Source organism: Devosia ureilytica (genome assembly GCF_024273195.1).
Classification (GTDB): Bacteria; Pseudomonadota; Alphaproteobacteria; order Rhizobiales; family Devosiaceae; genus Devosia; species Devosia ureilytica.
In genome coordinates, this window is record NZ_JAMZCU010000004.1 from 347,405 (window position 1) to 371,037 (window position 23,633).

Annotated in this window: 20 protein-coding genes; 14 read left to right on the forward strand and 6 right to left on the reverse strand. The window is 62.2% G+C overall.

Annotated features, from left to right (window positions below):
• The first annotated feature begins 11 nt into the window (after window positions 1-11).
• The 3 genes from NIM87_RS13055 (at window position 12) to NIM87_RS13065 (ending at window position 3,153) form a co-directional block, all read left to right on the forward strand.
• Complete coding sequence (locus tag NIM87_RS13055; RefSeq protein ID WP_254675125.1) at window positions 12-1,208, forward strand: ABC transporter substrate-binding protein; 1,197 nt, start codon at window positions 12-14, stop codon at window positions 1,206-1,208.
• Between the two features lie 75 nt (window positions 1,209-1,283).
• A complete protein-coding gene (locus NIM87_RS13060; protein WP_254675126.1) occupies window positions 1,284-2,171 on the forward strand; it encodes a branched-chain amino acid ABC transporter permease in 888 nt (295 codons plus the stop codon).
• Between the two features lies 1 nt (window position 2,172).
• Window positions 2,173-3,153, forward strand: coding sequence for a branched-chain amino acid ABC transporter permease (locus tag NIM87_RS13065; protein WP_408640071.1), 981 nt, complete (start codon window positions 2,173-2,175; stop codon window positions 3,151-3,153).
• Window positions 3,154-3,229: 76 nt separating this feature from the next.
• Here NIM87_RS13065 and NIM87_RS13070 read toward each other — a convergent pair whose 3' ends face one another.
• From NIM87_RS13070 to araD, 3 genes are read right to left on the reverse strand one after another with little or no spacing between them, the layout of a single operon-like run.
• Window positions 3,230-3,940: a ribonuclease activity regulator RraA gene (locus tag NIM87_RS13070; protein ID WP_254675127.1), complete on the reverse strand. Its 711-nt coding sequence runs from the start codon at window positions 3,938-3,940 to the stop codon at window positions 3,230-3,232.
• An 11-nt stretch (window positions 3,941-3,951) separates the two neighbouring features.
• A complete protein-coding gene (locus NIM87_RS13075; protein ID WP_254675128.1) occupies window positions 3,952-4,851 on the reverse strand; it encodes a dihydrodipicolinate synthase family protein in 900 nt (299 codons plus the stop codon).
• A 14-nt stretch (window positions 4,852-4,865) separates the two neighbouring features.
• Complete coding sequence (araD, locus tag NIM87_RS13080; RefSeq protein WP_254675129.1) at window positions 4,866-6,608, reverse strand: L-arabinonate dehydratase; 1,743 nt, start codon at window positions 6,606-6,608, stop codon at window positions 4,866-4,868.
• Between the two features lie 222 nt (window positions 6,609-6,830).
• Between araD and NIM87_RS13085 the strand changes: the two genes are divergently transcribed.
• The 4 genes from NIM87_RS13085 (at window position 6,831) to NIM87_RS13100 (ending at window position 10,957) form a co-directional block, all read left to right on the forward strand.
• A complete protein-coding gene (locus tag NIM87_RS13085) occupies window positions 6,831-7,874 on the forward strand; it encodes a type 2 periplasmic-binding domain-containing protein (RefSeq protein ID WP_254675130.1) in 1,044 nt (347 codons plus the stop codon).
• 73 nt (window positions 7,875-7,947) lie between these two features.
• On the forward strand, window positions 7,948-8,367 hold the full coding sequence (locus NIM87_RS13090; RefSeq protein WP_254675131.1) for a tripartite tricarboxylate transporter TctB family protein: 420 nt from the start codon (window positions 7,948-7,950) through the stop codon (window positions 8,365-8,367).
• A gap of 17 nt (window positions 8,368-8,384) precedes the next feature.
• Window positions 8,385-9,887: a tripartite tricarboxylate transporter permease gene (locus NIM87_RS13095; RefSeq protein ID WP_254675132.1), complete on the forward strand. Its 1,503-nt coding sequence runs from the start codon at window positions 8,385-8,387 to the stop codon at window positions 9,885-9,887.
• Between the two features lie 38 nt (window positions 9,888-9,925).
• Window positions 9,926-10,957 carry a LacI family DNA-binding transcriptional regulator gene (locus NIM87_RS13100; protein WP_254675133.1) on the forward strand — a complete coding sequence of 344 codons (1,032 nt, stop codon included), beginning with the start codon at window positions 9,926-9,928 and terminating at the stop codon, window positions 10,955-10,957.
• Between the two features lie 15 nt (window positions 10,958-10,972).
• On the opposite strand, the gene ligD is transcribed toward NIM87_RS13100, so the two are convergent.
• On the reverse strand, window positions 10,973-13,522 hold the full coding sequence (ligD, locus tag NIM87_RS13105; protein WP_408640075.1) for a DNA ligase D: 2,550 nt from the start codon (window positions 13,520-13,522) through the stop codon (window positions 10,973-10,975).
• A 5-nt stretch (window positions 13,523-13,527) separates the two neighbouring features.
• The gene (ku, locus tag NIM87_RS13110) at window positions 13,528-14,391 is read right to left on the reverse strand and encodes a non-homologous end joining protein Ku (protein ID WP_254675135.1); all 864 of its coding nucleotides are present in this window, start codon (window positions 14,389-14,391) and stop codon (window positions 13,528-13,530) included.
• A gap of 131 nt (window positions 14,392-14,522) precedes the next feature.
• Between ku and NIM87_RS13115 the strand changes: the two genes are divergently transcribed.
• The 4 genes from NIM87_RS13115 to NIM87_RS13130 all read left to right on the forward strand — a co-directional run bounded on the left by NIM87_RS13115 (window position 14,523) and on the right by NIM87_RS13130 (window position 19,494).
• A complete protein-coding gene (locus NIM87_RS13115) occupies window positions 14,523-15,563 on the forward strand; it encodes a DNA topoisomerase IB (protein WP_254675136.1) in 1,041 nt (346 codons plus the stop codon).
• Window positions 15,564-15,643: 80 nt separating this feature from the next.
• The gene (locus NIM87_RS13120) at window positions 15,644-18,211 is read left to right on the forward strand and encodes a membrane-bound PQQ-dependent dehydrogenase, glucose/quinate/shikimate family (protein WP_254675137.1); all 2,568 of its coding nucleotides are present in this window, start codon (window positions 15,644-15,646) and stop codon (window positions 18,209-18,211) included.
• A 33-nt stretch (window positions 18,212-18,244) separates the two neighbouring features.
• Window positions 18,245-18,997, forward strand: a complete 753-nt coding sequence (locus NIM87_RS13125; RefSeq protein ID WP_254675138.1) for a cytochrome c oxidase assembly protein — start codon at window positions 18,245-18,247, stop codon at window positions 18,995-18,997.
• Window positions 18,994-19,494, forward strand: a complete 501-nt coding sequence (locus NIM87_RS13130; protein WP_254675139.1) for a CopD family protein — start codon at window positions 18,994-18,996, stop codon at window positions 19,492-19,494. Before NIM87_RS13125 ends, NIM87_RS13130 begins: the two co-directional genes overlap by 4 nt.
• Here the strand turns inward: NIM87_RS13130 and NIM87_RS13135 are convergent.
• On the reverse strand, window positions 19,475-20,032 hold the full coding sequence (locus tag NIM87_RS13135; protein ID WP_254675140.1) for a DUF2231 domain-containing protein: 558 nt from the start codon (window positions 20,030-20,032) through the stop codon (window positions 19,475-19,477). The two genes, NIM87_RS13130 and NIM87_RS13135, sit on opposite strands and share 20 nt — an antisense overlap.
• Window positions 20,033-20,035: 3 nt before the next feature.
• Between NIM87_RS13135 and coxB the strand changes: the two genes are divergently transcribed.
• Genes coxB through NIM87_RS13150 form a run of 3 tightly spaced genes read left to right on the forward strand, consistent with a single transcriptional unit; the run spans window position 20,036 to window position 23,513 of the window.
• The gene (gene coxB, locus NIM87_RS13140; RefSeq protein WP_254675141.1) at window positions 20,036-20,710 is read left to right on the forward strand and encodes a cytochrome c oxidase subunit II; all 675 of its coding nucleotides are present in this window, start codon (window positions 20,036-20,038) and stop codon (window positions 20,708-20,710) included.
• A complete protein-coding gene (gene ctaD / locus NIM87_RS13145; protein ID WP_254675142.1) occupies window positions 20,707-23,208 on the forward strand; it encodes a cytochrome c oxidase subunit I in 2,502 nt (833 codons plus the stop codon). Before coxB ends, ctaD begins: the two co-directional genes overlap by 4 nt.
• A complete protein-coding gene (locus NIM87_RS13150; protein WP_254675143.1) occupies window positions 23,205-23,513 on the forward strand; it encodes a hypothetical protein in 309 nt (102 codons plus the stop codon). Before ctaD ends, NIM87_RS13150 begins: the two co-directional genes overlap by 4 nt.
• Window positions 23,514-23,633 lie beyond the last annotated feature (120 nt).

Genomic DNA, 23,633 nt, shown 5'->3' on the forward strand with positions numbered 1-23,633 from the left:
AGGAGAAACCAATGAACTTCAAGACAGCAACTCTGGCGGGTCTTGCCGCCATGCTGATGGCCGGGTCGGCCATGGCCGTCGACGTCAAGCTGGGCGTCCTCAACGACCGCTCCGGCATCTATGCCGACCTGTCGGGCGAAGGCTCGGTGGTCGCGGCCCGCATGGCCATCGAGGATTTCGACGCTGCCGCCAAGGGCATCAATGTCGAAGTCATTTCCGCCGATCACCAGAACAAGCCCGACGTCGCCTCGACCATTGCCCGCCAGTGGTATGACGAGGAAGGCGTCGATGTCATCGTGGACGTTCCGACCTCTTCGGCGGCGCTCGCCGTCAACGAAATCACCCGCGAGAAGGGCAAGATCTTCCTCAACTCGGGTGCCGCCTCGACGGATCTGACCGGCGCGCAGTGTGCCCCGGGCACGGCCCACTGGACTTATGACACCTATGCGCTGGCCAATGGCACCGGCAAGGCCATGGTCGATAACGGCTACAAGAACTGGTATTTCCTGACCGCCGACTACGCTTTTGGTCATTCGCTCGAAGAAAACACCACCAAGGTGGTCGAGGCTTCGGGCGGCACCGTCGTTGGTTCGGTTCGCCACCCCTTCCCCGGCACCGATTTCTCGTCCTTCCTGCTGCAGGCTCAGGCTTCCGGCGCTGACGTGATCGGCCTTGCCAATGCTGGTGGCGACACCGTCAATTCGATCAAGCAGGCGGCCGAATTCGGCATCACCCAGGCTGGTCAGGCCCTTGCCGGGCTGCTGATCTTCATCACCGACGTGCATGCGCTAGGTCTGGAAACCGCTCAGGGCCTGGTGCTGACCGAGGCCTTCTACTGGGATCTCAATGACGACACCCGCGCCTGGTCGGAGCGTTTCTCGGCTGAGATGGGCGGCTCCAAGCCCACCATGGTGCATGCCGGCGTCTATTCGGCGGTCACCCACTACCTCAAGGGCGTGGAAGCGTCTGGCGACAAGGCAACCGAGGGCGTCATGGACTGGATGAAGTCCAACCCGTCGTCGGACCCGGTCTTCGGTGAAGGCGAATTGCGCGCCGATGGCCGGCACATCCACGACATGTACCTGTTCCAGGTCAAGTCGCCGGCTGAATCCACCGGTGACTGGGACTATTACAAGCTCCTCGCCACCATTCCTGCCGAGATCGCCTTCCGTCCGCTTGAAGACGGCGGCTGTGCTCTCGTCGAGTAGTTCATAGTCCATTCATGATCGGTGTCCCGGCCGCTGGCCGGGGCACCTCCCGCACTGGTTGGCGAAAGACAAAACATGTTCGAGCTCCTGGGAATTCCCCCACAGGCCCTGTTCGGCCAGCTGCTGCTGGGCCTGATCAACGGCTCCTTCTACGCCCTGCTCAGCCTGGGCCTGGCGGTCATTTTCGGCCTGCTCAACATCATTAATTTCAGCCACGGCGCCCAATATATGATGGGCGCATTCGTGGCCTGGATGGCGCTGACATGGCTCGGCATCCCCTATTGGGGCGCCCTCATTATTGTCCCACTGGTCGTCGGCGCCAGCGGCGTCGTCATAGAACGATTAATGATTTCAAGGCTTTATCACCTCGACCATCTCTACGGCCTGCTGCTGACCTTTGGTCTGGCGCTTGTCATCCAGGGCTTGTTCCGCAACGGCTTTGGCGTGTCGGGCCTGCCCTATGCCATCCCCGCACAACTGAGCGGCGGGCAGAACCTGGGCTTCATGTTCCTGCCCAATTATCGCGGCTGGGTGGTGCTCGCCTCGCTCGTCGTCTGCTTCGGCACCTGGTTCGCCATCGAGCGCACAAGGCTTGGCGCCTATCTCCGCGCCGCCACCGAAAACCCCACGCTGGTCGGCGCTTTCGGCATCAACGTCCCCCGCATGATCACGCTAACCTACGGATTTGGCGTCGCTTTAGCCGCCTTTGCCGGCGTCCTCGCCGCGCCGATTTATTCGGTCAATCCGAACATGGGCGCTGATCTGATCATTGTCGTTTTCGCCGTCGTCGTCATCGGCGGCATGGGCTCGATCCTGGGCGCCATCCTCACCGGTTTCGGCCTCGGTATCGTCGAGGGGCTGACCAAGGTGTTTTATCCCGAGGCCTCGTCCGTCGCGATCTTTGTCATCATGGCCATAGTGCTGCTGGTCAAGCCGGCCGGCCTGTTTGGAAGGACCGCGTGAGATGAGCGTGACCGCGAACACACCCTCCGTCAGTGCCGCTGCGACCATGCCCATCGGCACGCCGCGCCATCATATCGCGATCTTTGCAGGCCTTCTGGTGCTGCTCCTGATCGCGCCATTCGTGCTCTATCCGGTCTTCATCATGAAGATCCTGTGCTTTGCGCTCTTTGCCTCGGCGCTGAACCTGCTGCTGGGTTTCGGCGGGCTGCTTTCGTTCGGTCACGCCGCCTTTTTCGGCTCGGCCAGCTATGTCACCGCCCATGCCGCCAAGGTCTGGGGGCTGACACCTGAAGTTGCGATCCTCCTGGGCACCATTGCCGCGGCCTTCCTTGGCCTCATCATTGGTGCCCTCGCCATCCGCCGCCAGGGCATATATTTCGCCATGGTCACGCTGGCCTTTGCGCAGATGGTGTTCTTCTTTGCCCTCCAGGCGCCCTTTACCGGCGGCGAAGATGGCATCCAGGCCGTGCCGCGCGGCAGCCTCTTCGGCATGATCTCGTTGGCCAATGACACGACGCTCTATTTCGTCGTGCTGGCCATTGTCTTTGGCGGCCTTCTGGCGATCTACCGCATTATCCACTCGCCGTTTGGACAGGTACTCAAGGCCATTCGCGACAACGAGCCCCGCTCGATTTCACTGGGTTACAAGGTCAACCGCTACAAGCTGGCCGTTTTCGTCATGTCGGCAACGCTCGCCGGCCTGGCCGGTTCGACCAAGGCACTGGTGTTCCAGCTCGCCTCGCTCACCGACGTTTACTGGACCATGTCAGGCGAGGTGGTGCTGATGACCCTCCTGGGGGGCATGGGCACAATTTTCGGGCCATTGGTCGGTGCGGCGGTGATCGTCACCATGCAGAATTACTTCGCCAGCTTTGGCGCCTGGGTGACGGTGCTTCAGGGCACGATATTCGTGGTCAGCGTCATGCTGTTCCGCGAAGGCATTATCGGTGTGCTGTCGCGCTGGATCAGGAAGCCCCTATAGGATCAAGCGCATCACGGCCAGGCTGGTGCAGCCTGGCCGTGATGCGTTGAACCAGTTCCCGGGCTCCAGGCAATGGTCAGCGGTTATTGGACTTGCGCCAGGCTGCAAACTCGTCAGTGAAATGCTCCTGGGTCCTCGGGTAGAGACCAATGACCGGCGTGCCGGACTTGACCTTTTCGACCACAAAATCCTCATAGGCGGTCATTTCGACCGCCTCGTCGGCGACCTCCGGGGCGATGGCCTGAGGGATGACGATAACGCAGTCATCATCGCCCACCAGAATATCGCCGGGGAACACGGCGACGTCGCCACAACCAATCGGTACGTTGAGGTCGAGCGCCTCGTGCAGGGTGAGATTGGTCGGGCTGGAGGGGCGTGAGTGATAGGCGGGAATATCGAGATTGCCGATGGTTGCCGCATCGCGGAAACCGCCATCGGTGACCACGCCGGCCACACCGCGCACCATCAGCCTCGTGACCAGAATATCGCCTGCCGAAGCGGCACGCGGGTCCTTGCGGCTATCCATCACCAGGACGTGGCCCGCCGGGCAGCTTTCCACCGCAACGCGCTGAGGGTGCTCGGGGTTACGGAACTCGCTCAACTGGTTCCGGTCCTCGCGGGCGGGAATGTAGCGCAGCGTATAGGCCGGGCCCACCATGTTGGCGCCCTTGGCCCGGACCGGGTGCACGCCCTGGATCACTTGATTGCGCAGCCCGCGCTTGAACAGCGCCGTGGCCAAGGTTGCGACCGAAACATTTGCGAGCTTGTCGCGCAGATTGTTGTCCATTTGACCGGTCCTCAAATCAGATTGTTTTGGGCGATGAAAGCATCGAGCTTAGCCTGCTGCGCCGTGGTCAGCGGCCAGGCCGAGGGCGGGCGCGTCGGTCCGCAGTCGCGGCCGAGGGCCAAAAGGGCGGCCTTGACCCCGGTGACATTGGCGCCGTTCATTTCTTCGGCGCGGATGTCCTCAAATGCCTTCATGCCGGCGATGAGTTCATTGGCGTCCGCGTATTTCCCGGCCTCAAGCGCTGCGTGAATGGCCAGAGAGCGTTCAGGCCAGACATTGATAAGCCCCGAGGTGAACCCTCGCGCGCCAACGGCGTAAAAGGCCGGCGCCCAGACTTCGGCCAGCCCGCCGACCCAGACCAGCGACGGATCGCAGGCGGCCTTGGCCTCCGCCAACTTGAGCGGATTGGGCGTCGCCCATTTGATACCCTTGACCTGTGGCAAGGCGCAGAGATCGGCAATCGCCTTGGTGCCGATGGCGTCATTGCGCAGATAGAGCATCATCGGCAATCCGCCCGAGGCATCGGCAATCGCCTTCAGGTAGTCCACGACGCCACGCGGGGCGACGAAGGGGTCGGGCGGCTGGTGCACCATCAGCGCCGTCGCCCCGGCTTCCGCCGAGACGCGGGCCAGTGCGGTCGCATCGCGAACGCCGCGACCGATGCCAGCCAGTACCGGCGCCCGGCCATCCACCAGGCGCACCACGTCGCGCACCATGATCGAGGCTTCATCGGTGGTGAGGGCGTAAAATTCGCCGGTATTGCCATTGACCACCGGCATGTGGAGGCCAGCACCAAGCGCGCGGTCGAGAATGGGCGCAAGCCGATCCGGCGCTACATCGCCTTTTTCGTCATAGGGGGTGACCAGGATGCCGGAAATACCGGTCAGGGCCTTATCGAGCGAAAGTGTCATTGCGTTGCCCTTGCCTAGAAAATGTCGGGTTCGCCAGCGGCCCGGCCGAAATTGCGTTCAAGGAAGTCGAAGTCGCAGCCCTTGTCCGCCTGGGTGACATGTTTTGAGTACATCCAGCCCCAGCCGCGCTCGAAATGCGGGGCTGGCGGTGTCCATGCCGCGCGCCGAAGCGCCAGCTCGTCTTCGCTGACCACCATGTCGAGACGCCGATTGGGCAGGTCGAGGCGAACCATATCGCCCGTCTTGAGCAGCGCCAGCGGCCCGCCGATGAAGCTTTCGGGCGCCACATGCAGCACGCAGGCGCCATAGGAGGTGCCGGACATGCGCGCGTCGGAAATGCGCAACATGTCGCGATGACCCTGCTTGATCAGCGCCTTGGGGATAGGAAGCATGCCCCATTCGGGCATGCCCGGCCCGCCCTGAGGCCCAGCATTGCGCAGCACCAGCACATGATCGGGCGTAACGTCCAGGGTCTCGTCGTCGATGGCCTTCTTCATCTCGGGGTAGCTGTCAAAAACCAGCGCCGGCCCCTCGTGCACATAATATTTCGGATCGCAGGCCGCAGGCTTGATGATGGCGCCATCGGGGCAGAGATTACCCCGCAGCACGGCGAGCGAGCCTTCGTGATACACTGGGTTGGAGAGCGGGCGGATAACATCGTCATTATAGACCACCGCCTCGGCGATATTCTCGCCCAGCGTGCGTCCATTGGCGGTGATGGCCGAAGTATCGAGCCGGCCGGCAATCTGCTTGATCAGCGCCAAAAGGCCCCCGGCAAAATAGAAGTCCTCCATCAGGTAGTCCTTGCCCGAGGGCCGGACATTGGCAAGCAGCGGCGTCGTGCGACCCAGTGCATCGAGGTCATCCAGCGAAAGTTCCACCCCAGCACGGCGCGCCATGGCGATCAAATGCACCACTGCATTGGTCGAGCAGCCGGTGGCCATGGCAACGATGGCCGCATTACGCACCGCGGCTTCGGTAACGATCTGGTCCGGCGTCAAATCTTCCCAGACCATATCGACAATGCGCCGGCCGCAATCGGCCGACATGCGGGTATGGGCTGAGTCAACGGCCGGAATGGACGACGCCCCCGGCAAGGTCAGGCCTAGCGCATCGGCAATCGCGGTCATGGTCGAAGCGGTGCCCATGGTCATGCAGACACCGGCAGAGCGGGCGATGCCGCCCTGCACGCCGCGCCATTGCTCGTCGCTGACATTTCCGGCGCGACGTTCGTCCCAATATTTCCAGGCGTCGGAACCCGACCCCAAGGCCTTGCCCGCATAGTTGCCGCGCAGCATGGGCCCAGCCGGCAAGTAAATCATGGGCACGCCGGCGGTGATGCCGCCCATCACAAGGCCCGGCGTGGTCTTGTCACAGCCGCCCATCAGCACCACGCCATCGAGCGGGTGCGAGCGGATCATTTCCTCGACTTCCATGGCCAGCATGTTGCGATAGAGCATCGAGGTCGGCTTGGTGAAGCTTTCGTCCACCGACAAGGTCGGCAGTTCTACGGCAAAGCCACCGGCCTGGGCCACGCCGCGTTTGACCGCTTCCACCCGTTCGGGGAAATGGCTGTGGCACGAATTGAGTTCGGACCAGGTATTGAGAATGCCGATGACCGGCTTTCCCATGAAATCCTCTTCCGAGAAACCCAGCTGCATCAGCCGGGAACGGTGGCCAAAGCTGCGCAGGTCGTCCGGCGCAAACCAGCGGGCAGACCGCAATTGGGCGGCGCCTTTGCGCGATTTTCCGTTCATTTGCTCCTCCGCATTTGGCTTGATTGTGTATGCGTATACACAGATCGATGTCAACGCCGCGCCGCTCATAACAGCATCATTTATGGACTACCATTGACAATCCAGCCCTGGGTGCGGCATGACAATGAAAGCGCATACATAGCGCATCCGACGCGGTCGGGCAGGAGGACGCCCGCCGCCCCGTGAAACGCGCCGCCCGTAGGCGGCCTGGGAGGTCCAATCATGATCAATCGACGCATAGTTCTTGCTGCCTTGAGCGCAGCCCTGCTGGTAACCACGCCTCTGGTGGCCCATGCTCAAAATCTGCCCGGCAATATCCGCATGGTGATCGGCTCGACTTCGACCGGCGGCGACACCTACCAGAACTCGGCCATCGTCGCCGAGGCACTGTCTTCGCACCTGGGCATCAACATCAAGGTCGATCCGGTGGGCACCAGCGAGGGTCTCAAGGCGCTGGAGCGCGACGCGCGCGGCACCACGATCATGCTGCACCACGACCAGATCTATCTATCCTATCTCTATGGCGTGCCGGGCAATGACGACCCGTTCGCCAATTACGTGATCGGGCCGACCGTCGCCATCAATCCCGGCGACAGCTTCCTTGTGCCGGCGGATTCGCCCTACCAGAGCATGGATGACATTCTGACCGCCGCCGCCGATGGCACCAAGGTGCGCGTCGCCATCCAGCCCGGTGGCGTCTCCGAAATCGGCTTCACGGCCATGCGCAATGCAGCCAAGGTCCGCTCGCCCGGCTCTGAAGAAAACATCGTCGCGGTCAATACCGGCTCGCAGGCCGACAAGAACCAGGCCATGTGGGACGATCTGGCCGATGTCATCAATGGCTCGATCCAGGCCAATGAGCAGTTCACCCAACTGCCCGCCGACGATCCGAAGGCCATGCGCTTTGTCTGGATCACCGCCCGCCCGGCTACACTTGACCAGGCGCCGGAAGCCGGCATGGGCGCCACCACCCGTGCGGACTTCCTGCAATATGCCAGCCCGGCCACCAGCGTGACCCTGGATGGCACCGAGGACTTCGCCTTCGACAAGGAATTTTTCCTGCTCTACAACAAGGACATGGACCCGGCCCTGATGGATGCCATCGACACCGCGCTGGCCGAAATCTATGCCGAAGGCGAAATCCAGAAGCGCCAGGCCGAAGCCTTCTTCATCCCCAACTACCTGCCCCGCGCCGAGGCGCTGGAGCATCTGAGCGCCAAGAGTGAACGCATCGGCGGGATCATCAACGATCTCAAGGCCGAATAGGCTTTCCCCGACCTCTCGGTCCCGGCCGGTTGTTCCGGCCGGGACTTGCTCACATTTGGATCGGAAATTGGTCATGGGCGAATGGACCCGCGTGGAGGTCGACTTTGCGACCTCCCATCTCATCTTCCCGACACTGATCGGCATCGTCTTGCTGATCCTTGGCGCCGCCATCCTCATCACGCAGCAACGCGAAGTGCTGGGATCGGGGGCCATGTGGCGCGAAACCTTGTCCAAAATGGATAAGCCACGCTTCTTTGGCGGCCTCGGCCTGACCATTCTCTATTTTTCGCTGATGGTGCCGGTGGGAGACTTCTGGCCCAACACCGGCATGGGGTTCCTGCTGTGCTCGATCCCCTTCGTGGCGTTGACGGGCATCCTGTTCATGCATGAGCGCACGCTGCGCTCCATGGTGCCGGTGCTCATCATCGCGCTGGCCGGACCCTTGCTGGTCTGGTGGCTGTTCAGCGACATTTTTTACCTCACCCTGCCCTGAGCCGGAGCAATACGATCATGGATTTCCTCGGGCTCATCTCGCCACTCTTCGTGCTGCTGGCCATCGGCGGCACGCTGGTCGGTATCATTTTCGGCGCCATCCCCGGCATGACCGCCACCATGGCCGTCGCCATCTGCCTGCCGCTTACCTATTCGCTCGGGCTCGAGAACGGCTTGGCGCTATTGCTGGGGCTTTATGTCGGCGGCATTTCGGGCGGTCTGGTCCCTGCCATCCTGCTTGGAATTCCGGGGACACCATCCTCGATCACGACCTGTTTCGACGGCTACCCCATGGCCCAGCGCGGTGAAGGCGAGAAGGCCCTGCGCATCGGCATTTTCGCGTCGCTGGTCGGCGGATTGATTTCGCTGGCTGCGCTCTACTTCTTCGCGCCCGCGCTGGCCGATTTCGCCATTCGCTTCTCCTATGTGGAGAAGTTCCTCATCATCCTTTTTGCGCTGACCGTCATGGCGGCGCTGTCGAGCAATATGCTGCTCGGCATTTTCTCGGGCTTTCTGGGCATCTTCGTCAGCCTGATCGGCGTCTATGATGTGACCGATGGCGGCAATGGCCATTTCCGACTGATCCCGCCGGGCACCGATTATTGGCTCGAAGGCGGCTTTTCGCTCCTGCCGGTGCTGATCGCACTCTTCGGTCTCACCGCCATATTGGAGGAAGCCGAAAAGGGCATGCCCAAGGGCATGTCACTCAAGCAGATCGAAGTGGGCGCCCATTCGCGCTTCTCCTTCTCGGTGTTCAAGGGACAGGTGCTGAACCTCATTCGTTCGTCGGGCATCGGCACTTTCGTCGGCATCCTGCCCGGCGTTGGCGGTTCTGCGGCTTCGATTCTGTCCTACACAGCCGCCAAGACCACTTCAAAACACCCTGAACGCTTCGGCAAGGGCGAGCCTGCGGGGGTCATTGCCTCCGAAGCCGGCAACAATGGCCTTACGGGTGGCGCGCTGGTGCCGCTGCTCTCTCTCGGCATTCCCGGCGACAGCACCACGGCGCTGCTGATCGGCGCCTTTGCATTGCAGGGCATCCAGGTCGGGCCGCTGTTCATCGGCAATAATGGCGACACCTGGAATGCCATGATCGTTGCCATGATCATCGCCAACCTGGCCATGTTCGTGATGATGTATTTCGCCATTCGCTGGTTTGCGATGGTGGTGGCGGTGCCCAAGCACATTCTCTACCCGGTCATCCTGATGATGTGCGTCATTGGCGCCTACACCATCAATTACGGCATCATGTTCGACGTCTGGACGCTGCTCATCTTTGGCGTGTTTGGCTGGCTGGCGACCAAGCTCAGGCTCGAAGTCGCGCCGTTCATCATCGGCTTCATCCTGGGGCCGTCGGCGGAAATCTACTTCGTCAAAAGCCTCGAGTCATTCGGCGACCTGACCATCTTTTTCACCAAGAGCTGGATTGCCGTCATCCTTTGGGTCCTCATCATCGGCTCTGTCGCCCTCTCGATTGTCATGGCTCGCAACAACCGCGCGACTGCGGCGGCCGCAGGTTGACCCTTGGCGGCAAAGCGGGGTTTCAGTAAGAGCGTTCCATGGCACACCGATCCAGGGACCCAGCGCAGATTCGCCGAGGCAGCGGCGTCACCATGGCCGAGGTCGGACGGCTGGCGGGCGTCTCCCAGGTTACTGTCTCGCGGGCCCTGTCCTCGCCGGGCAAGGTGTCGCCGGAAACCTTGCAACGCATTCAGGATGCCATTGCCCGCACCGGCTATGTACCCAATGCGGTCGCCGGTGCGTTGGCGTCGAACAAATCCAACCTGATTGCGGCGCTGGTCCCCTCGGTCACCAACATCGTCTATTCGAGCATGCTGCATGCCTTTTCCGACATCATGTGGGGCCATGGCTACCAGATCATGCTGTCGGAAACCGGCTTTGACCTCGACCGCGAGGAAAAGGCCATTGCCACGCATCTCTCGCGGCGGCCCGATGCGATCCTCCTGACCGGCACACGGCATAGTGCGGGAGCCCGGCGCATGCTGCTCAATGCCGGCATTCCCGTCGTGGAAGTCTGGGACGTTTCCGATACGCCCATTGATTGCTGTGTCGGGTTCTCCCACGTCGACGCCGGGCAGGCCGCAGCAGACTTTGCCATCGAGGCCGGCTACAGCCACGCCGCAACCATCACCGCCAGTGACGAGCGCGCCGTACGCCGCCGCGACGCATTCGCCGTTCGGTTCGGCAAGCGCAGCAATCACCCGGTGGCAAGCGTCGATTTTTCCGCATCCGCAACGCTGGGCCTGGGGCGGCAGGCACTGTCGCAATTGATCGAACAGGGGATGGAGCCGGGAACGGTGCTGTTCTGCAGCTCCGACCAGTTCGCCCAGGGTGTGCTGATCGAAGCCAATGCACGCGGACTGTCCGTGCCGCGAGACGTTGCCGTCATCGGCTTCGGCGACCAGGAGTTCGCCGCCATGACCGAACCGGCACTGACCAGTATTCGCATCGACCGGCAAATCCTTGGCCAGGTGGCCGCTAATGCGCTGGTTGACCGCTTCTCTGCCAGCGCCAGCCTGCAGGCGGTGCACGATGTCGGCTTTGAACTGGTCCGCCGCGCCTCGGCGTGAAACCTGCCGCCGAAATCATGCGTTCCGGCCGCCCAAGACCTCCGGGTCCAGCTTCTGCTTTTGCCGGAAATAATTGGGCCAGGCATTGTCCTGCGCGCGCTCCGCAGCCGCTGCCAGTGAGAAGGCATTGGCGGCCTTGAGCTTGTGCACCTCGTCCCAACCCACCGGCACCGCAACGGGGGCACCTTCGCGCGAGCGTACCGAGAACGGGGCAATCGCGGTGGAGCCCCGCTCATTGCGCAGGTAATCGATGAACAGCCGCCCCTTGCGCCGCGCCTTTGAGATGCTGGCGGTGTAGCGGTTCGGTTCGTCCTCGGCCATCTGCTGGGCGAAATCCTTGCAGAAGGCCTTTACCGCGGGCCATTCAGCTGCCGGCTTGAGCGGCACGATGACATGGATACCCTTGCCGCCCGAGACCATGGGGAAGCTGGTCAGGCCCAGGTCTTTCAACCGGTCACGAATGTCGATTGCGGCAGCAGTAATGGCGGAAAAGCCCAATTCTTCGTCTGGGTCTATGTCGAAAACCAGCCGATCCGGCTTCTCGATATCGGCAAAACCAGACCCCCAGATGTGCCACTCAAGCACATTCATCTGCGTCCCGGCAACGAGGCCGGCCAGGTCGTCGACAAAGAAATAGTCCTTCTTGTCACCGTCCTTTTCGACAACGGCCTTCGAATGGATTTGCTCGGGAAATCCGCCGGTGTCGTGCTTCTGGAAGAAGCAATGCTTGGCGCGACCTTGTGGGCAACGCACCAGGCTCAGCGGGCGATCCTTGATGTGGGGTAACATGGCCTTGGCCACGTCTTCGTAATAGGCGACCAATTGCGACTTGGTGATGCCCTGCCCCGGATAGACCACGCGCTCGGGCGAGGTCAGCCGCACGCCAAGTTTTTCGGCTACGGCCTCGCCATCATCCTCGATGGGCTGCGCTTCTTCCATTCGGACCTCCTTGGCAGGCTTGTCGCCGCGCAGACCGACAAAACTGGGGTGACGCAGGATGTCGTCGCCGGTCAGTTCGGTGAAAGCGATCTCGGCAACAAGGTCGGCCTTCACCCATTTGGCGGTGCGGGCGATGTCGGCAGGCACCGCAACAAAGGGGCTGGTCTTGCTGTGTAGCTTGTCCAGCCTTTCTCTCAATTCGGCGAGCATATCCTGGTTGAAGCCCGTGCCGACGCGCCCGCGATAATGCAGCTTGCCGCCTTCCATCGTCCCCAGCAGCAGTGAGGCAAAGCCGCGGCGCTTGGCCGATGGCGACCAGCCGCCGATGACAAACTCCTGTCGCTTGAGGCATTTGATCTTGAGCCAGTCCTTGGTCCGCTCGCCGCGATAGAGCGCGTTGGCGCGCTTGGCGATGACCCCTTCATGGCCGTCGCGGCAGAGGGCATCGAGCACTTTCTGGCCATGACCGGCGACGTGCGATGAATATTGCACGGGGTCTTTTCTGCCCGATTTGGTGAGCAGCTTTTCGAGCCGTGTCTTGCGCTCCACAAGCGGCAGTGTCTTTAAATCTTTGCCATCGGCCTCAAGCAGGTCAAAAGCAAAGAACTCCAGTCGCCCGCCATTGGAGAGCACATTCTTGAGCGTCGAGAAATCGGTGCGCCCCTTCTCGTCGAAGGCACAAATTTCGCCATCGATGAGCGCCGAACCAATCTTGAGCTTCTGCAAGGGTTCGACCAGCGCGCCGAACTGCTCGGTCCAGTCGAGGCCATTGCGGGTGTAGAGGCGCACGCTGTCCCCCGCCACGGCAGCAAGGCAGCGGTAGCCGTCATACTTCATCTCGAACAACCAGCCATCGCCAGATGGAATACTGTCGACGAGGGTAGCCAACTGCACCGGATGGAAGGCGGGAGCAGCCCCCGATTTTGCCTCAGCCATGACGCGTGTTTTCTGGTCGGCCTTTTCGGCTTCCTCCGGGTCCGAATGCCACACGGCCTCGGCCGGTACGCTCGACGTCTTGGCCGGTGTGGCACCACTGGCAATGCCCTTGAAGTCGCGTCCCGTCGCGACCGACCGGGTGAAGCGGCTGGTCAGCGTATCCTTGTCGCGGGCATAACTATCCCGGTGCTTGATCAGCAGCCAGTTTTCACGATCCGGCCCGGAGCGGCGCTTGGTGTCGCGCCCCTTCATGTGCACCAGCACATATTCGCCCTTCATGCGTTCGCCGAAGAGCCTCAGTTTCAGATCGCCCTTTTCCAGGCCTTCATGTGGATCGCCGATGGGCTCCCAACTGCCGCGATCCCACAGCATCACGGTGCCGCCGCCATATTCGCCCTCGGGAATCGTGCCCTCAAAGCCCCCATATTCCAGCGGGTGGTCCTCGACGCGAACGGCGAGGCGCTTGTCGCCGGGATTATTCGATGGCCCTTTGGTTACCGCCCAGCTTTTCAAGACACCATCGAGCTCGATGCGGAAATCATAGTGCAGCCGCGTCGCATCATGCTTTTGCACCACGAAGCTTGCTCGCCCCGCCTTGCCGCCCTTGGGCGCGGCACCGGCCGGTTCCTGGGTTTTGGCAAAATTGCGCTTGGCCTTGTAGTCCTTGAGCAGGTCCTGCGCCTTGGTCACCATGATCAGCTGGCCTTCTTGCGCGTCGTGGGCTTGCTTGCGGCAGGCTTTTTGGCTGTCGACTTGTTCTTTGTGCCACCCTCGAGGCTTTGCTTGAGCGCCGCCATCAGATCGACGACATTCTCGCCGCTGGGGCGCTCGGGCGCCTCGTCCTTTGCTGCGGTAATCTTGCGCCCCTTGGCCTTCATCTTGCGCTGGATCAGTTCCTTGAGCGCGCTCTGATAGTGATCCTTGAAGGCGCCTGCATCAAAGGGAGCGGTTTTCTTGTCGATCAGCGCCGTTGCGACATCGAGCAGGTCGTCCTCGGCCTTCTTGGCAGAAATCTGCGAGAAGAAGGGATCGGCCTTGCGGATTTCTTCTTCGTAGTGAAGCGTTTCCAGCATCAACCCGGTACCGCTGGGTTTGATGGCCGCCAGATATTCCTTGCCACGCATGGAGAGCTGTCCCAGCCCCACTTTTTCGGTTTTGCGCAGCGCGTCGCGAATGACCCGGAACGCGTCTTCGGCCAGTTCATCGGTGGGCACAACGAAATAGGACTTGTCGTAAAAGATCGGGTCGATCTCGCAGGCGCCGACAAATTGGGTCAACTCCAGCGTCTTGCGGGTTTCGAGCTTGACCGCGTCAATCTCGTCGTCGGTCAGCAGCACATAGTCACCCTTCTCGTATTCGAAGCCCTTGATGATCTCGTCCTTGTCGACCGGGCCGACCCCGGCCACCACTTTTTCATAGTGGATGGGCTTTCCGGTAGGCTCATGGATTTGCCGAAAGCTGGGCTTGGCGCTGGGGCGGGCGGCGCTGAACAGTTCGACGGGAATAGCAACCAGAGACAAACGCAACTGGCCTTTCCAGATTGGACGCGAAGCAGGCATGGCGGGTTCCCGAGGTTAGCGTTTGCCAATTCAACGCCCTATTGCGCCGCCCGTTCCGGTTGACCTTTGCGCGCTTTGGGAACGCTTGCCTATCCTTGAGCATTTTCAGCGCGATCACGAGGCGATGGGCCATGCAGATTGCAAAGATAGTGCTGGATCGGATGCGGGCCGATGAAATGGGGCCTGCGCCCAAACTTGTCTTTTCATCCGATGAGACGCCGGGGTGGCGGCGACAGCGGCGGGGGGCGGGGTTTTCTTATGTTGATGCCGCAGGCGCCCGTCCGTCCAAGGCCGATCTTGCGCGCATCAACAGCCTCGCCATTCCCCCGGCCTGGCAAGATGTATGGATTTGCAAGGATGCTTGCGGGCACTTGCAGGCGACGGGCCGCGATGAGAAGGGCCGCAAGCAGTATCGCTATCATGCCGACTGGACGGCGCACCGCAGCGCCACGAAGTTCGACACGCTGTGGGCGTTCTCCAAGGCCTTGCCGGCGCTTCGGGAACAGGTTCAGGCCGACCTTCGCCGGCGCAGCTTCAACGCCGACCGCGTGGTGGCGTCCGTCGTCTGGCTGCTGGACAACAGCCTCATCCGTGTGGGCAATCCGGTCTATGCCCGGGACAACAAGAGCTTTGGATTGACGACGCTCCGAAACCGGCATGTGGACATCAGCGGTTCCAAGCTGCATTTCCACTTCAAGGGGAAATCCGGCAAGCAGTGGCGGCTGCAACTCACAGATCGCCGGATAGCCAATATCCTCAAATCGCTGCAGGACATGCCCGGACAGCACCTGTTCCAGTACCAAGGCGAGAACGGGCTTTGCGCCATCTCGTCGCGTGATGTGAACGACTACATCGCGACCTTCGCCGGCGCTGATTTCACCTCCAAGCACTTTCGCACCTGGGCGGCCACGGTTCGCGCTTTTGGACTGTTTTCGCAAACCGAACTGCCGGACACACGGTCAGGTCAGGCCCGCACCATCAACGCCGTGATCGATCAGGTCGCCGCGCGTCTGGGCAATACACGCGCCGTCTGCCGGCAATGTTATGTGCATCCCGCCGTGCCGGAAGCCTGGGCGGCCGGAGAACTGCGCCGCTCCGGCCGGCTGAAGCCGGTGGACGGGTTGGACGAGGATGAAGTGGAAACGGCGGCCTTTCTGAAGCGACAAAACTAGCGAGGGTTTTGAAGTTCAATCGGTGCGGAACTGTGTCGGCATTGCGGCGTTGCTGACCAGAGCACGTCGCGGAGGGACACATGACCGATCAAACAATATTGCGTTCGAACCACAAGGGGCTTGGGTTCTGGTGGGCAATGTTTGTCGGACTTGTGTTGTTGGTTTTTGGTCTGCCCATTGCCGCGGGCGGTCTCTGGCTAATGACCTTGGGCGGGTCCTGGTACTACCTGCCGGCGGGCATCGGACTGGTGCTTACCGCTTGGTTTCTGTTCCGGCGTGAATTGGTTGCCGTCTGGATCTACCTGCTGACCTATGTCTTCACCCTGATCTGGGCATTGTGGGAAGCCGGCTTCAACGGCTGGGCGCAGGTGCCAAGGCTCCTGGCTCCCACGATTGTCCTTCTTTTGGTGCTGAGCACCCTGCCAGTACTGCGCGGATCGGTGCGCCGATATGGCAGCGGTGCCTTTGCAGCGATGGTCACCCTGGCCGGCGCCGCCGGCGTCATCAGTGTTGCCAATCAAGGGGTTGAAACCGCATTGGCGCAGGAGACTGACCAACCCGTGGCGCAGCCTGAGGCGCCAGTGACGGCCCCCACGCCGGATGAGGCCGCGCAAACCGATGCACCTCCTCAGTCCACAACGGCTCCGACGGCGACCACTTCTGAACCCGTTGGCACGGAGCCTGCTGATGCCGGACCGACTTATGTCTCGCAAGAGGTTGGCGCGGACTGGCCCGCCTATGGCGGCACTCAGCGGGCGCTGCGCTATTCGCCGCTCGACCAGATCACCAGGGACAATGTCGGACAGCTCGAGAAGATTTGGGAGTTCCGCACCGGCGACCTGCCCGAGGACGATGAGCCCTATGGCAACCAGAACACGCCGGTAAAAGTCGGAGACCGGCTTTATCTCTGCTCGGCCATGAACATGATTTTCGCTCTGGACGCTGCCACCGGTAGTCAGTTCTGGACATTTGACCCGCAGGTTTCCACCGATGCCGTTGGCTACAACGCTTCATGTCGCGGCCTCGTCTATTTTGAGGACCCAAGTGCCGAGGCGGGCGAGCTGTGCGCAAGCCGCGTGGTCAACCTCACTCATGATGCCCGGATGATCGCGCTTGATACCGAAACCGGCCAGCTATGCCCGGATTTCGGTAATGGCGGCATGGTCAATCTGATGGAAGGTATTGGCGATGCGGCGCCGGGGTTTTACGCGCCCACCTCGCCTCCGACACTGGTGCGGGACGTGCTCGTCGTCGGTAGCCAGGTTAGTGACAACCAGGAGTTGAGCGCGCCGTCCGGCGTGATCCGTGGCTTCAACGCTGTCACCGGCGAGTTGGACTGGGCCTGGGATATGGGCAGGCCCAATGAAAAGGGCCTGCCGCCGGAAGGCGAAATCTATACGGAGGGCACGCCAAACAGCTGGACCATCGCCTCGGGCGACGACGAGCTGGGCCTGGTCTATGTGCCGATGGGCAATTCGGCCGTCGACTATTGGGGCGGCGACCGCTCGGAAGCCGAAAACACCTATTCGACAGCCATCGTCGCTCTTGATGTGGAGACCGGCGAGGTCACCTGGCACTACCAGACCGTGCACTACGACGTGTGGGACTATGACCTTGGCGGACAGGGCTCGCTGGTAGACTTCCCGACGGCTGACGGCCCCGTGCCGGCGATCATCATGCCGTCCAAGCAGGCGCAATTCTATATCCTCAATCGTGAGACGGGCGAACCGCTGGTCAATATAGAGGAGCGTCCAGCGCCTCAGGGCGGCGTCGAGCCGGAGCGGCTTTCGCCAACCCAACCCTATGTGACCGACTTCCCCAATCTCCTGAAGCCGGACATCACCGAGGCGCAGATGTGGGGCGCGACCCCGCTCGACCAGCTCTGGTGCCGCATCCAGTTTCGCCAGGCCGTCTATGATGGCGTCTATACCCCACCGACGCTCGACAAGCCGTGGATCCAGTTCCCCGGCTACAATGGCGGCACCGATTGGGGCGGCATCGCCGTGGACCCGGTCAATGGCCTGCTCATTGCCAATTACAATAACATGCCCAACTACAACCAGCTGGTGCCGCGCGAGGAAGTGGATGCCATGGGCGTCGTGTCGCTCAACGCCCCCGGCTACGACCCATCGGCCGGGTCCGGCTCGCATGGCTCGATCAGCCCGCAGGCGGAGTCCCCCTATGGCATTCGCGTTAATGCCGGCTGGCGCGTGCCCTTCACCGGCATGCTGTGCAAGGAGCCGCCCTATGGTGGGATCGCGGCCATCGATCTCAACACCCGCGAGATGATCTGGGATCGCCCCTTCGGCACGGCCCGCAAGAATGGGCCGTTCGGCATTCCATCCATGCTGCCCTTTGACATCGGCACGCCCAACAATGGCGGCGGCGTCATTACTGCCTCGGGCCTGTTCTTCATCGGCGCAGCGACTGACGACCTGTTTCGAGCCATCGACGTGGCGACCGGCGAACGCATCTGGGAGGTGGAACTGCCGGCCGGCGGCCAGGCCACGCCCATGACCTATGAGGCCGGCGGTCGCCAGATCGTGGTGATCAATGCCGGTGGGCACGACTTCATGGAAACGCCGATTGGCGACTATTTCATCGCCTATGCGCTGCCCGAAGGTGTCGGACCAGAAGGAACCAACTAGCCGCCTCTCCCCCCAGCCTCCATTGGAATGGAAATGGACCAAGCGTCAGCCTTTTCCTTCGACCAAAGTTACTGCGGATTGCCACCGACCCTTGAAACTCTCTGGGCCGGGTGGAACTTCGACCCGGTGTTGCTGGTCGCGCTTGTCGTGATCGGTCTGATCGGCGGCTTCACGCTTCGCCATTCGTCTCCCCGTCGGCAGCTTGCCCTTGCCGGGGCATGGCTGCTGGCAGCGGTCCTCTTCGTATCGCCGATCTGCGCGCTGACCGTGGCGCTGCTTTCGGCGCGCGTTGGTCACCACGTGCTGCTGACCATGGTGGTCGCGCCACTGGTTGCCCTGTCGTTGCCCCCCGCGTGGGGCCGAAAGGCGTCACCGCTGCTGCCGCTCGTCGTTTCAACGGTGGCCCTGTGGCTGTGGCATGCGCCGGACGTCTATACATCGGCCTTCGCACACCCAGCCATCTACCTGCTCATGCAGGCGACCCTGGCGGGGAGTTTTATCTGGCTGTGGCTGACGCTGCTGCGCAATGATGCGCCATTGGCCGCGGGGCTGAGCGCTCTTTCCAGTTCCATCCAGATGGGGCTGCTCGGCGCATTGCTGGTGTTTGCGCCGGCCCCGCTCTACCTGCCGCATCTAGGCACGACGATGGCCTTTGGCCTGGCCCCGCTCGGCGACCAGCAATTGGCCGGTCTGATCATGTGGGTTCCGGCAAATCTTCCGCTGATGGCGCTGGTGCTGTGGCGGCTGGTGGGCGTTTTGAGGCCCAATCGAGCCGCCGAACAATGATCGTCCTGTGGCTCAAATTCGTTCATGTCGCGGCCATTGCGGGCTGGTCTGCCGGCCTTGTCGCCCTGCCCATGCTCTACCTGCAGCGGGCGGGATTGGAGGGCGAACCCCTGCACCGGCTGCACGCTTTCACCCGGTTTCTCTATGTGGTGATGGTATCGCCAGTCGCCTTTATTGCCATTGGCTCGGGTACGGCGCTGATCTTCATGCAGGGGACATATGAGAACTGGTTTTCGGCCAAATTGGTCGGCGTGTCGGTGATGACCGGCGTCCACATTTTCTCTGGCCTGATGATCCTGCGGCTGTTCGAGCCCGGAAAGGCCTATCCGCTGGGGCGGTTCGTCGTGGTCATGGCGCTGACCCTTGGCGCCATCGCCGCCATTCTGGCGCTGGTGCTGGGCAAGCCGGACATGGAATGGCCGGCTGTGCTTGCAGCGCTGTTCGCGCCGGGAGCGCTCTCGGACTTGGTGGATCAGTTCATTGGCGGGACGAAATGATGAGGCCGACGCCATGATCAAACACCAGCTTGCCGCCATGCCAACCGGCAAAGCCCGCAGCCATGGTCGCCAGGACCGAGAGCATCAAGCCACTGGGGAGCACGGCCTCGGGCCAGTATATGCGCATGCCGGCATTCGCCCCGACGATAGCCAGCATCACCATGGCGGCAATAGCGTGGTTCCAGCTCGCGACCCGGACGCGGATGCCCGGAACGGCCAGCAGTTCAAGCGTGCCGACAACGGCGGCCAATACGCCGAAGCCAAAGGCGGCGCCTGCGGCCCACTTGCCGACCTCGAGCCAGAACAGCTCGCCATTCCACCAATAGAAAATGTCGACGCCCAGCGTGGCCACCACGAAGGCGATGGGAAAGTGCACCAGCATGGCATGGATGGGGTGACCGGCCACGGCGATAGCCGAACCGATGTCCTTTTCGGCCACTGCGCGAATGGCGGGATTGGGATGATTGGCACGCGCCTCGGGCGGCGTTTCCTCGTCCCGGATCTCGGTTTCTTCGTCGTCGCGCAATATTTCCGTCATGGAGTGGCCCCCAGGTTCAAGACGCTTGCTCTGGGTGCAACGCCGCTGCTGCTGGCGGGTTGCAGCGGTGAACTTTCCACCCTGGACCCCGCCGGTCCGCGCGCCGCCAATCTGGCCGTCCTGTGGTGGGTGATGCTGGCCGGATCTGTGCTGCTGTTCGCCATTGTGATGGTGCTGTTTGCGCTGGCCTATCTGCGCACCGCCTGGGTCACGCGCATCACCCCCGCCCAATGGATCATTGGTGGCGGGCTGGTGCTGCCCATTCCGGTCCTGGTGCTGCTCACCGGCACGGCGCTGGTGCTGGGCGAGCAATTGCTACCCAGGGGAAATGCGCCGATACGGATCGAAGCCCACGCTGAGCGCTGGCTCTGGACGTTCACCTATCCAGATGGCCACGCGGTGCCAGATCAGACGCTGCATATGCCGGCAGGACAGCCGGTCGATATCGTTGTCACCGCCGAGGACGTCATCCACGCCTTCTGGGTGCCGCGGCTGGGCGGCAAGATAGACGCCATTCCCGGGCACACCAATGTCGTCCGGCTCGAAGCGGATAAACCCGGGGTCTATTGGGGCCAATGCGCCGAATATTGTGGTGAGGGACACGACGGCATGCAGTTTCGCGTCGAAGCGCACACCACCGAGGAGTTCGCCGCACTGATGCAAGGAGCGTCGCATTGAGCGAATACCCCTCCCCTATTCGCCTCCACAAGCAGCTCGACGCCATCTGGCGCACGCCGCCGGGTCTGGCGCGGCTTTCCAGCGTCAATCATACCATTCTGGGCAAGCGCTTCATGGTGCTGGCACTGGTGTTCTTTGCCATCGGCGGATTGCTTTCCATGCTGATCCGCGCGCAGCTGGCAACGCCGAACAGTGCCTTTCTCGGACCGGAAATCTACAATCAGGTCTTCACCATGCATGGCACGGTGATGATGTTCCTGTTCGCCATTCCCATGTTCGAGGGGTTCGCCATCTATATGCTGCCCAAGCTGCTGGGCGCGCGCGACCTGGCCTTTCCCCGCCTCACCGCCTACGGCTTCTGGTGCTATCTGTTCGGCGGTTCGATCCTGATCGTGGCCATGCTGGTCGGCCTTGCCCCCAATGGCGGCTGGTTCATGTATACCCCACTCAGCTCAAGGCCCTATACGCCGGGCATCAATGCCGATGTCTGGTTGCTCGGCATCACCTTTGTCGAAATATCGGCCGTGACGGCGGCGGTGGAATTGTTCGTCACCATCCTCAAGATGCGCGCGCCGGGCATGGCGCTGCATCGGATGCCGCTCTTTGCCTGGTACATGCTGGTGACCGCCGGCATGATGATCATCGGCTTTCCGCCGCTGATCCTGGGGTCGATCCTGCTCGAGCTGGAACGCGCCTTTGACCTGCCGTTCTTTGACCCGACCCGGGGCGGCGATCCGCTGCTCTGGCAGCACCTGTTCTGGCTGTTCGGACACCCTGAGGTCTATATCATCTTCCTGCCCGCCGCCGGGGCGCTCTCGACCATCATTCCGGTCTTTGCGCAGCGCCCGATCCTGGGTTATCGCGCCATCATTGCCGCTATCGTTGCCATGGCCTTCCTGAGCTTCGGGCTCTGGGTGCATCACATGTTCACCGTAGGCATTCCGCATCTCGCGCTGGCGTTCTTCTCGGCGGCCAGCGCCCTGGTCGCCATCCCCACGGCGGTGCAGATCTTTGCCTGGATTGGCACCCTGGCTTCCGGCAGGCCGCGCTGGGACATTCCCATGCTCTATATCGCCGGCTTTTTCATCGTCTTTGTCATCGGCGGGCTGACGGGGGTGATGCTGGCCATGGTGCCTTTCAACACCCAGGCGCACGACAGCTATTTCGTGGTGGCGCATCTGCATTATGTGCTGGTTGGCGGCTTCGTCTTCCCCATGCTGGCGGCCATTTACCACTGGCTGCCGCATGTCTCGGGCCGCCAGAGCCTTTACCGGCTCTCGGTGCCGGCCTTCTGGCTGATCCTCATCGGGTTCAACCTCACATTTTTCCTCATGCACCTGACCGGCCTCATGGGCATGCCGCGTCGCATCTCCACCTATCCGAGCAATTGGGGGTGGGACTGGCTCAATCTGCTGTCCTCGGTCGGCAGCTTTGTCCTGACCATCGGTTTTGCGCTGGTGCTGGCGGACTTGGTGCTGCAATTCCGCTTCGGCGCCCGCTTTCGGCGCGACCCATGGCAGGCCGGCACCCTCGAATGGGCCACCGCGACGCCTCCGCCGACCTATAATTTTGCGTCCCTGCCCCGCATTGAGACGCGAGCCGACCAGCTCCATCCGGGGGAGATCGGGCCCATGCTGGCAGGCGGCGGCGGCTATCTCGGCTTTGCCCGCAATGGCGCGCAGGAAACCCTGGCTGTCGATATTGCTACCGGTGCAGTCGAGCACCTGATCGCGCTGCCGCGTCGGAGCTATCTGCCCCTCTGGACCGCCATGGCAACGGCCAGTTTCTTCCTGGCGCTGCTGTTCAAGCTCTATTGGCTGGCGCCCCTTGGCGCACTGGCCACCATCGCTCTGTTTCTGGTTTGGCCAGTTGGCCTCGGCGCCAAGGTCGACCGCGGGCCGGTTGATATCGGTCGCGGCGAAGCAGTGCCCCACGATGTGGAAGTGCCGGGCAATGTTACCATCCTTGCCAATCGTACCGCCCTGGTGATGGATGGGACCTTGTTCGCCTCACTGCTGTTTGGCGGGCTGTTCCTCTTGGTGGTGGCGCCCAATTGGCAGCGCGTGGGGCCGCTCGACCTGCCGATCTGGCTCGGAATTCTGGCCGCTCTGGCCAGTGGTGCCGGCGCGGGTTGCACTTATGTGGCCGGTCGGGTCAACCGCTTCGGTGGCAGCGCATATCTGTTGCTGCTGGCCGCTGCGATCGCTCAGGCGATGGCAACGATCCTGTTTGTCGCGCTCATGATCGCCATCCCCGAACCCACCGCCCATGCCCAACGGGCAGTCGTTTTCACGGGGTTGGGCTATGCAGCTCTCCATTGCGCGTTGGCTGCGCTGCTGGCGAGCCATGGCCTGTGGCGCATGATCATGGGCTATGTCTCGGCGCGCCGGCAGACAGGGCTTGTTCTGGCCTGGCTCTGGAACGGCTATGCCCTCGGCGTGGCGATTTTGGTGCTCGGCCTCGCCTGGTTGCTTGGCAATTCAGGGGCCGGGGCATGAGCCAAGGAACCAGACACGGCCTTGTGCGTCTCGTGGCCGGCTTTGCCATCTGGTCGATTGCCTTCATTGTCCTTTACGCCGCCCAAGCCCTGGGCTGCGCCTATGGCTGGGGCGCATGGCATAGGCCAGTGCTGATCGTCATATATCTCTTTGCCCTGGCGCCGCTGATCTGGCTCAGCACACGCCCCCGACCCGATGGCACTGATGCTATCCTGCCCACGGCCGCCCGATGGGCCAATCGCGCTGCGTTGCTGGCAAGTGTGCTGGTGTTTCTGCCCGTGACCTTCGCCAGCCTTTGCGCGTGAAGCGCGATGGGGGTGGCGGCGCTCTGCGCCCCGACCGCCGGCAATGCGCATGCGCTTTGATCCGAAACAAACTGCGGGTCCTGACGGCTTGCTAGAAGGCGGGGGATTGCCGCAACGACG

Excerpts from the sequence above, each read along its gene's own strand:
- NIM87_RS13055 (WP_254675125.1), top strand. The coding sequence starts at position 12 with ATGAACTTCAAGACAGCAACTCTGGCGGGTCTTGCCGCCATGCTGATG.
- NIM87_RS13060 (WP_254675126.1), top strand. The coding sequence starts at position 1,284 with ATGTTCGAGCTCCTGGGAATTCCCCCACAGGCCCTGTTCGGCCAGCTG.
- NIM87_RS13065 (WP_408640071.1), top strand. The coding sequence starts at position 2,173 with ATGAGCGTGACCGCGAACACACCCTCCGTCAGTGCCGCTGCGACCATG.
- NIM87_RS13070 (WP_254675127.1), bottom strand. The coding sequence starts at position 3,940 with ATGGACAACAATCTGCGCGACAAGCTCGCAAATGTTTCGGTCGCAACC.
- NIM87_RS13075 (WP_254675128.1), bottom strand. The coding sequence starts at position 4,851 with ATGACACTTTCGCTCGATAAGGCCCTGACCGGTATTTCCGGCATCCTG.
- araD (WP_254675129.1), bottom strand. The coding sequence starts at position 6,608 with ATGAACGGAAAATCGCGCAAAGGCGCCGCCCAATTGCGGTCTGCCCGC.
- NIM87_RS13085 (WP_254675130.1), top strand. The coding sequence starts at position 6,831 with ATGATCAATCGACGCATAGTTCTTGCTGCCTTGAGCGCAGCCCTGCTG.
- NIM87_RS13090 (WP_254675131.1), top strand. The coding sequence starts at position 7,948 with ATGGGCGAATGGACCCGCGTGGAGGTCGACTTTGCGACCTCCCATCTC.
- NIM87_RS13095 (WP_254675132.1), top strand. The coding sequence starts at position 8,385 with ATGGATTTCCTCGGGCTCATCTCGCCACTCTTCGTGCTGCTGGCCATC.
- NIM87_RS13100 (WP_254675133.1), top strand. The coding sequence starts at position 9,926 with ATGGCACACCGATCCAGGGACCCAGCGCAGATTCGCCGAGGCAGCGGC.
- ku (WP_254675135.1), bottom strand. The coding sequence starts at position 14,391 with ATGCCTGCTTCGCGTCCAATCTGGAAAGGCCAGTTGCGTTTGTCTCTG.
- NIM87_RS13115 (WP_254675136.1), top strand. The coding sequence starts at position 14,523 with ATGCAGATTGCAAAGATAGTGCTGGATCGGATGCGGGCCGATGAAATG.
- NIM87_RS13120 (WP_254675137.1), top strand. The coding sequence starts at position 15,644 with ATGACCGATCAAACAATATTGCGTTCGAACCACAAGGGGCTTGGGTTC.
- NIM87_RS13125 (WP_254675138.1), top strand. The coding sequence starts at position 18,245 with ATGGACCAAGCGTCAGCCTTTTCCTTCGACCAAAGTTACTGCGGATTG.
- NIM87_RS13130 (WP_254675139.1), top strand. The coding sequence starts at position 18,994 with ATGATCGTCCTGTGGCTCAAATTCGTTCATGTCGCGGCCATTGCGGGC.
- NIM87_RS13135 (WP_254675140.1), bottom strand. The coding sequence starts at position 20,032 with ATGACGGAAATATTGCGCGACGACGAAGAAACCGAGATCCGGGACGAG.
- NIM87_RS13150 (WP_254675143.1), top strand. The coding sequence starts at position 23,205 with ATGAGCCAAGGAACCAGACACGGCCTTGTGCGTCTCGTGGCCGGCTTT.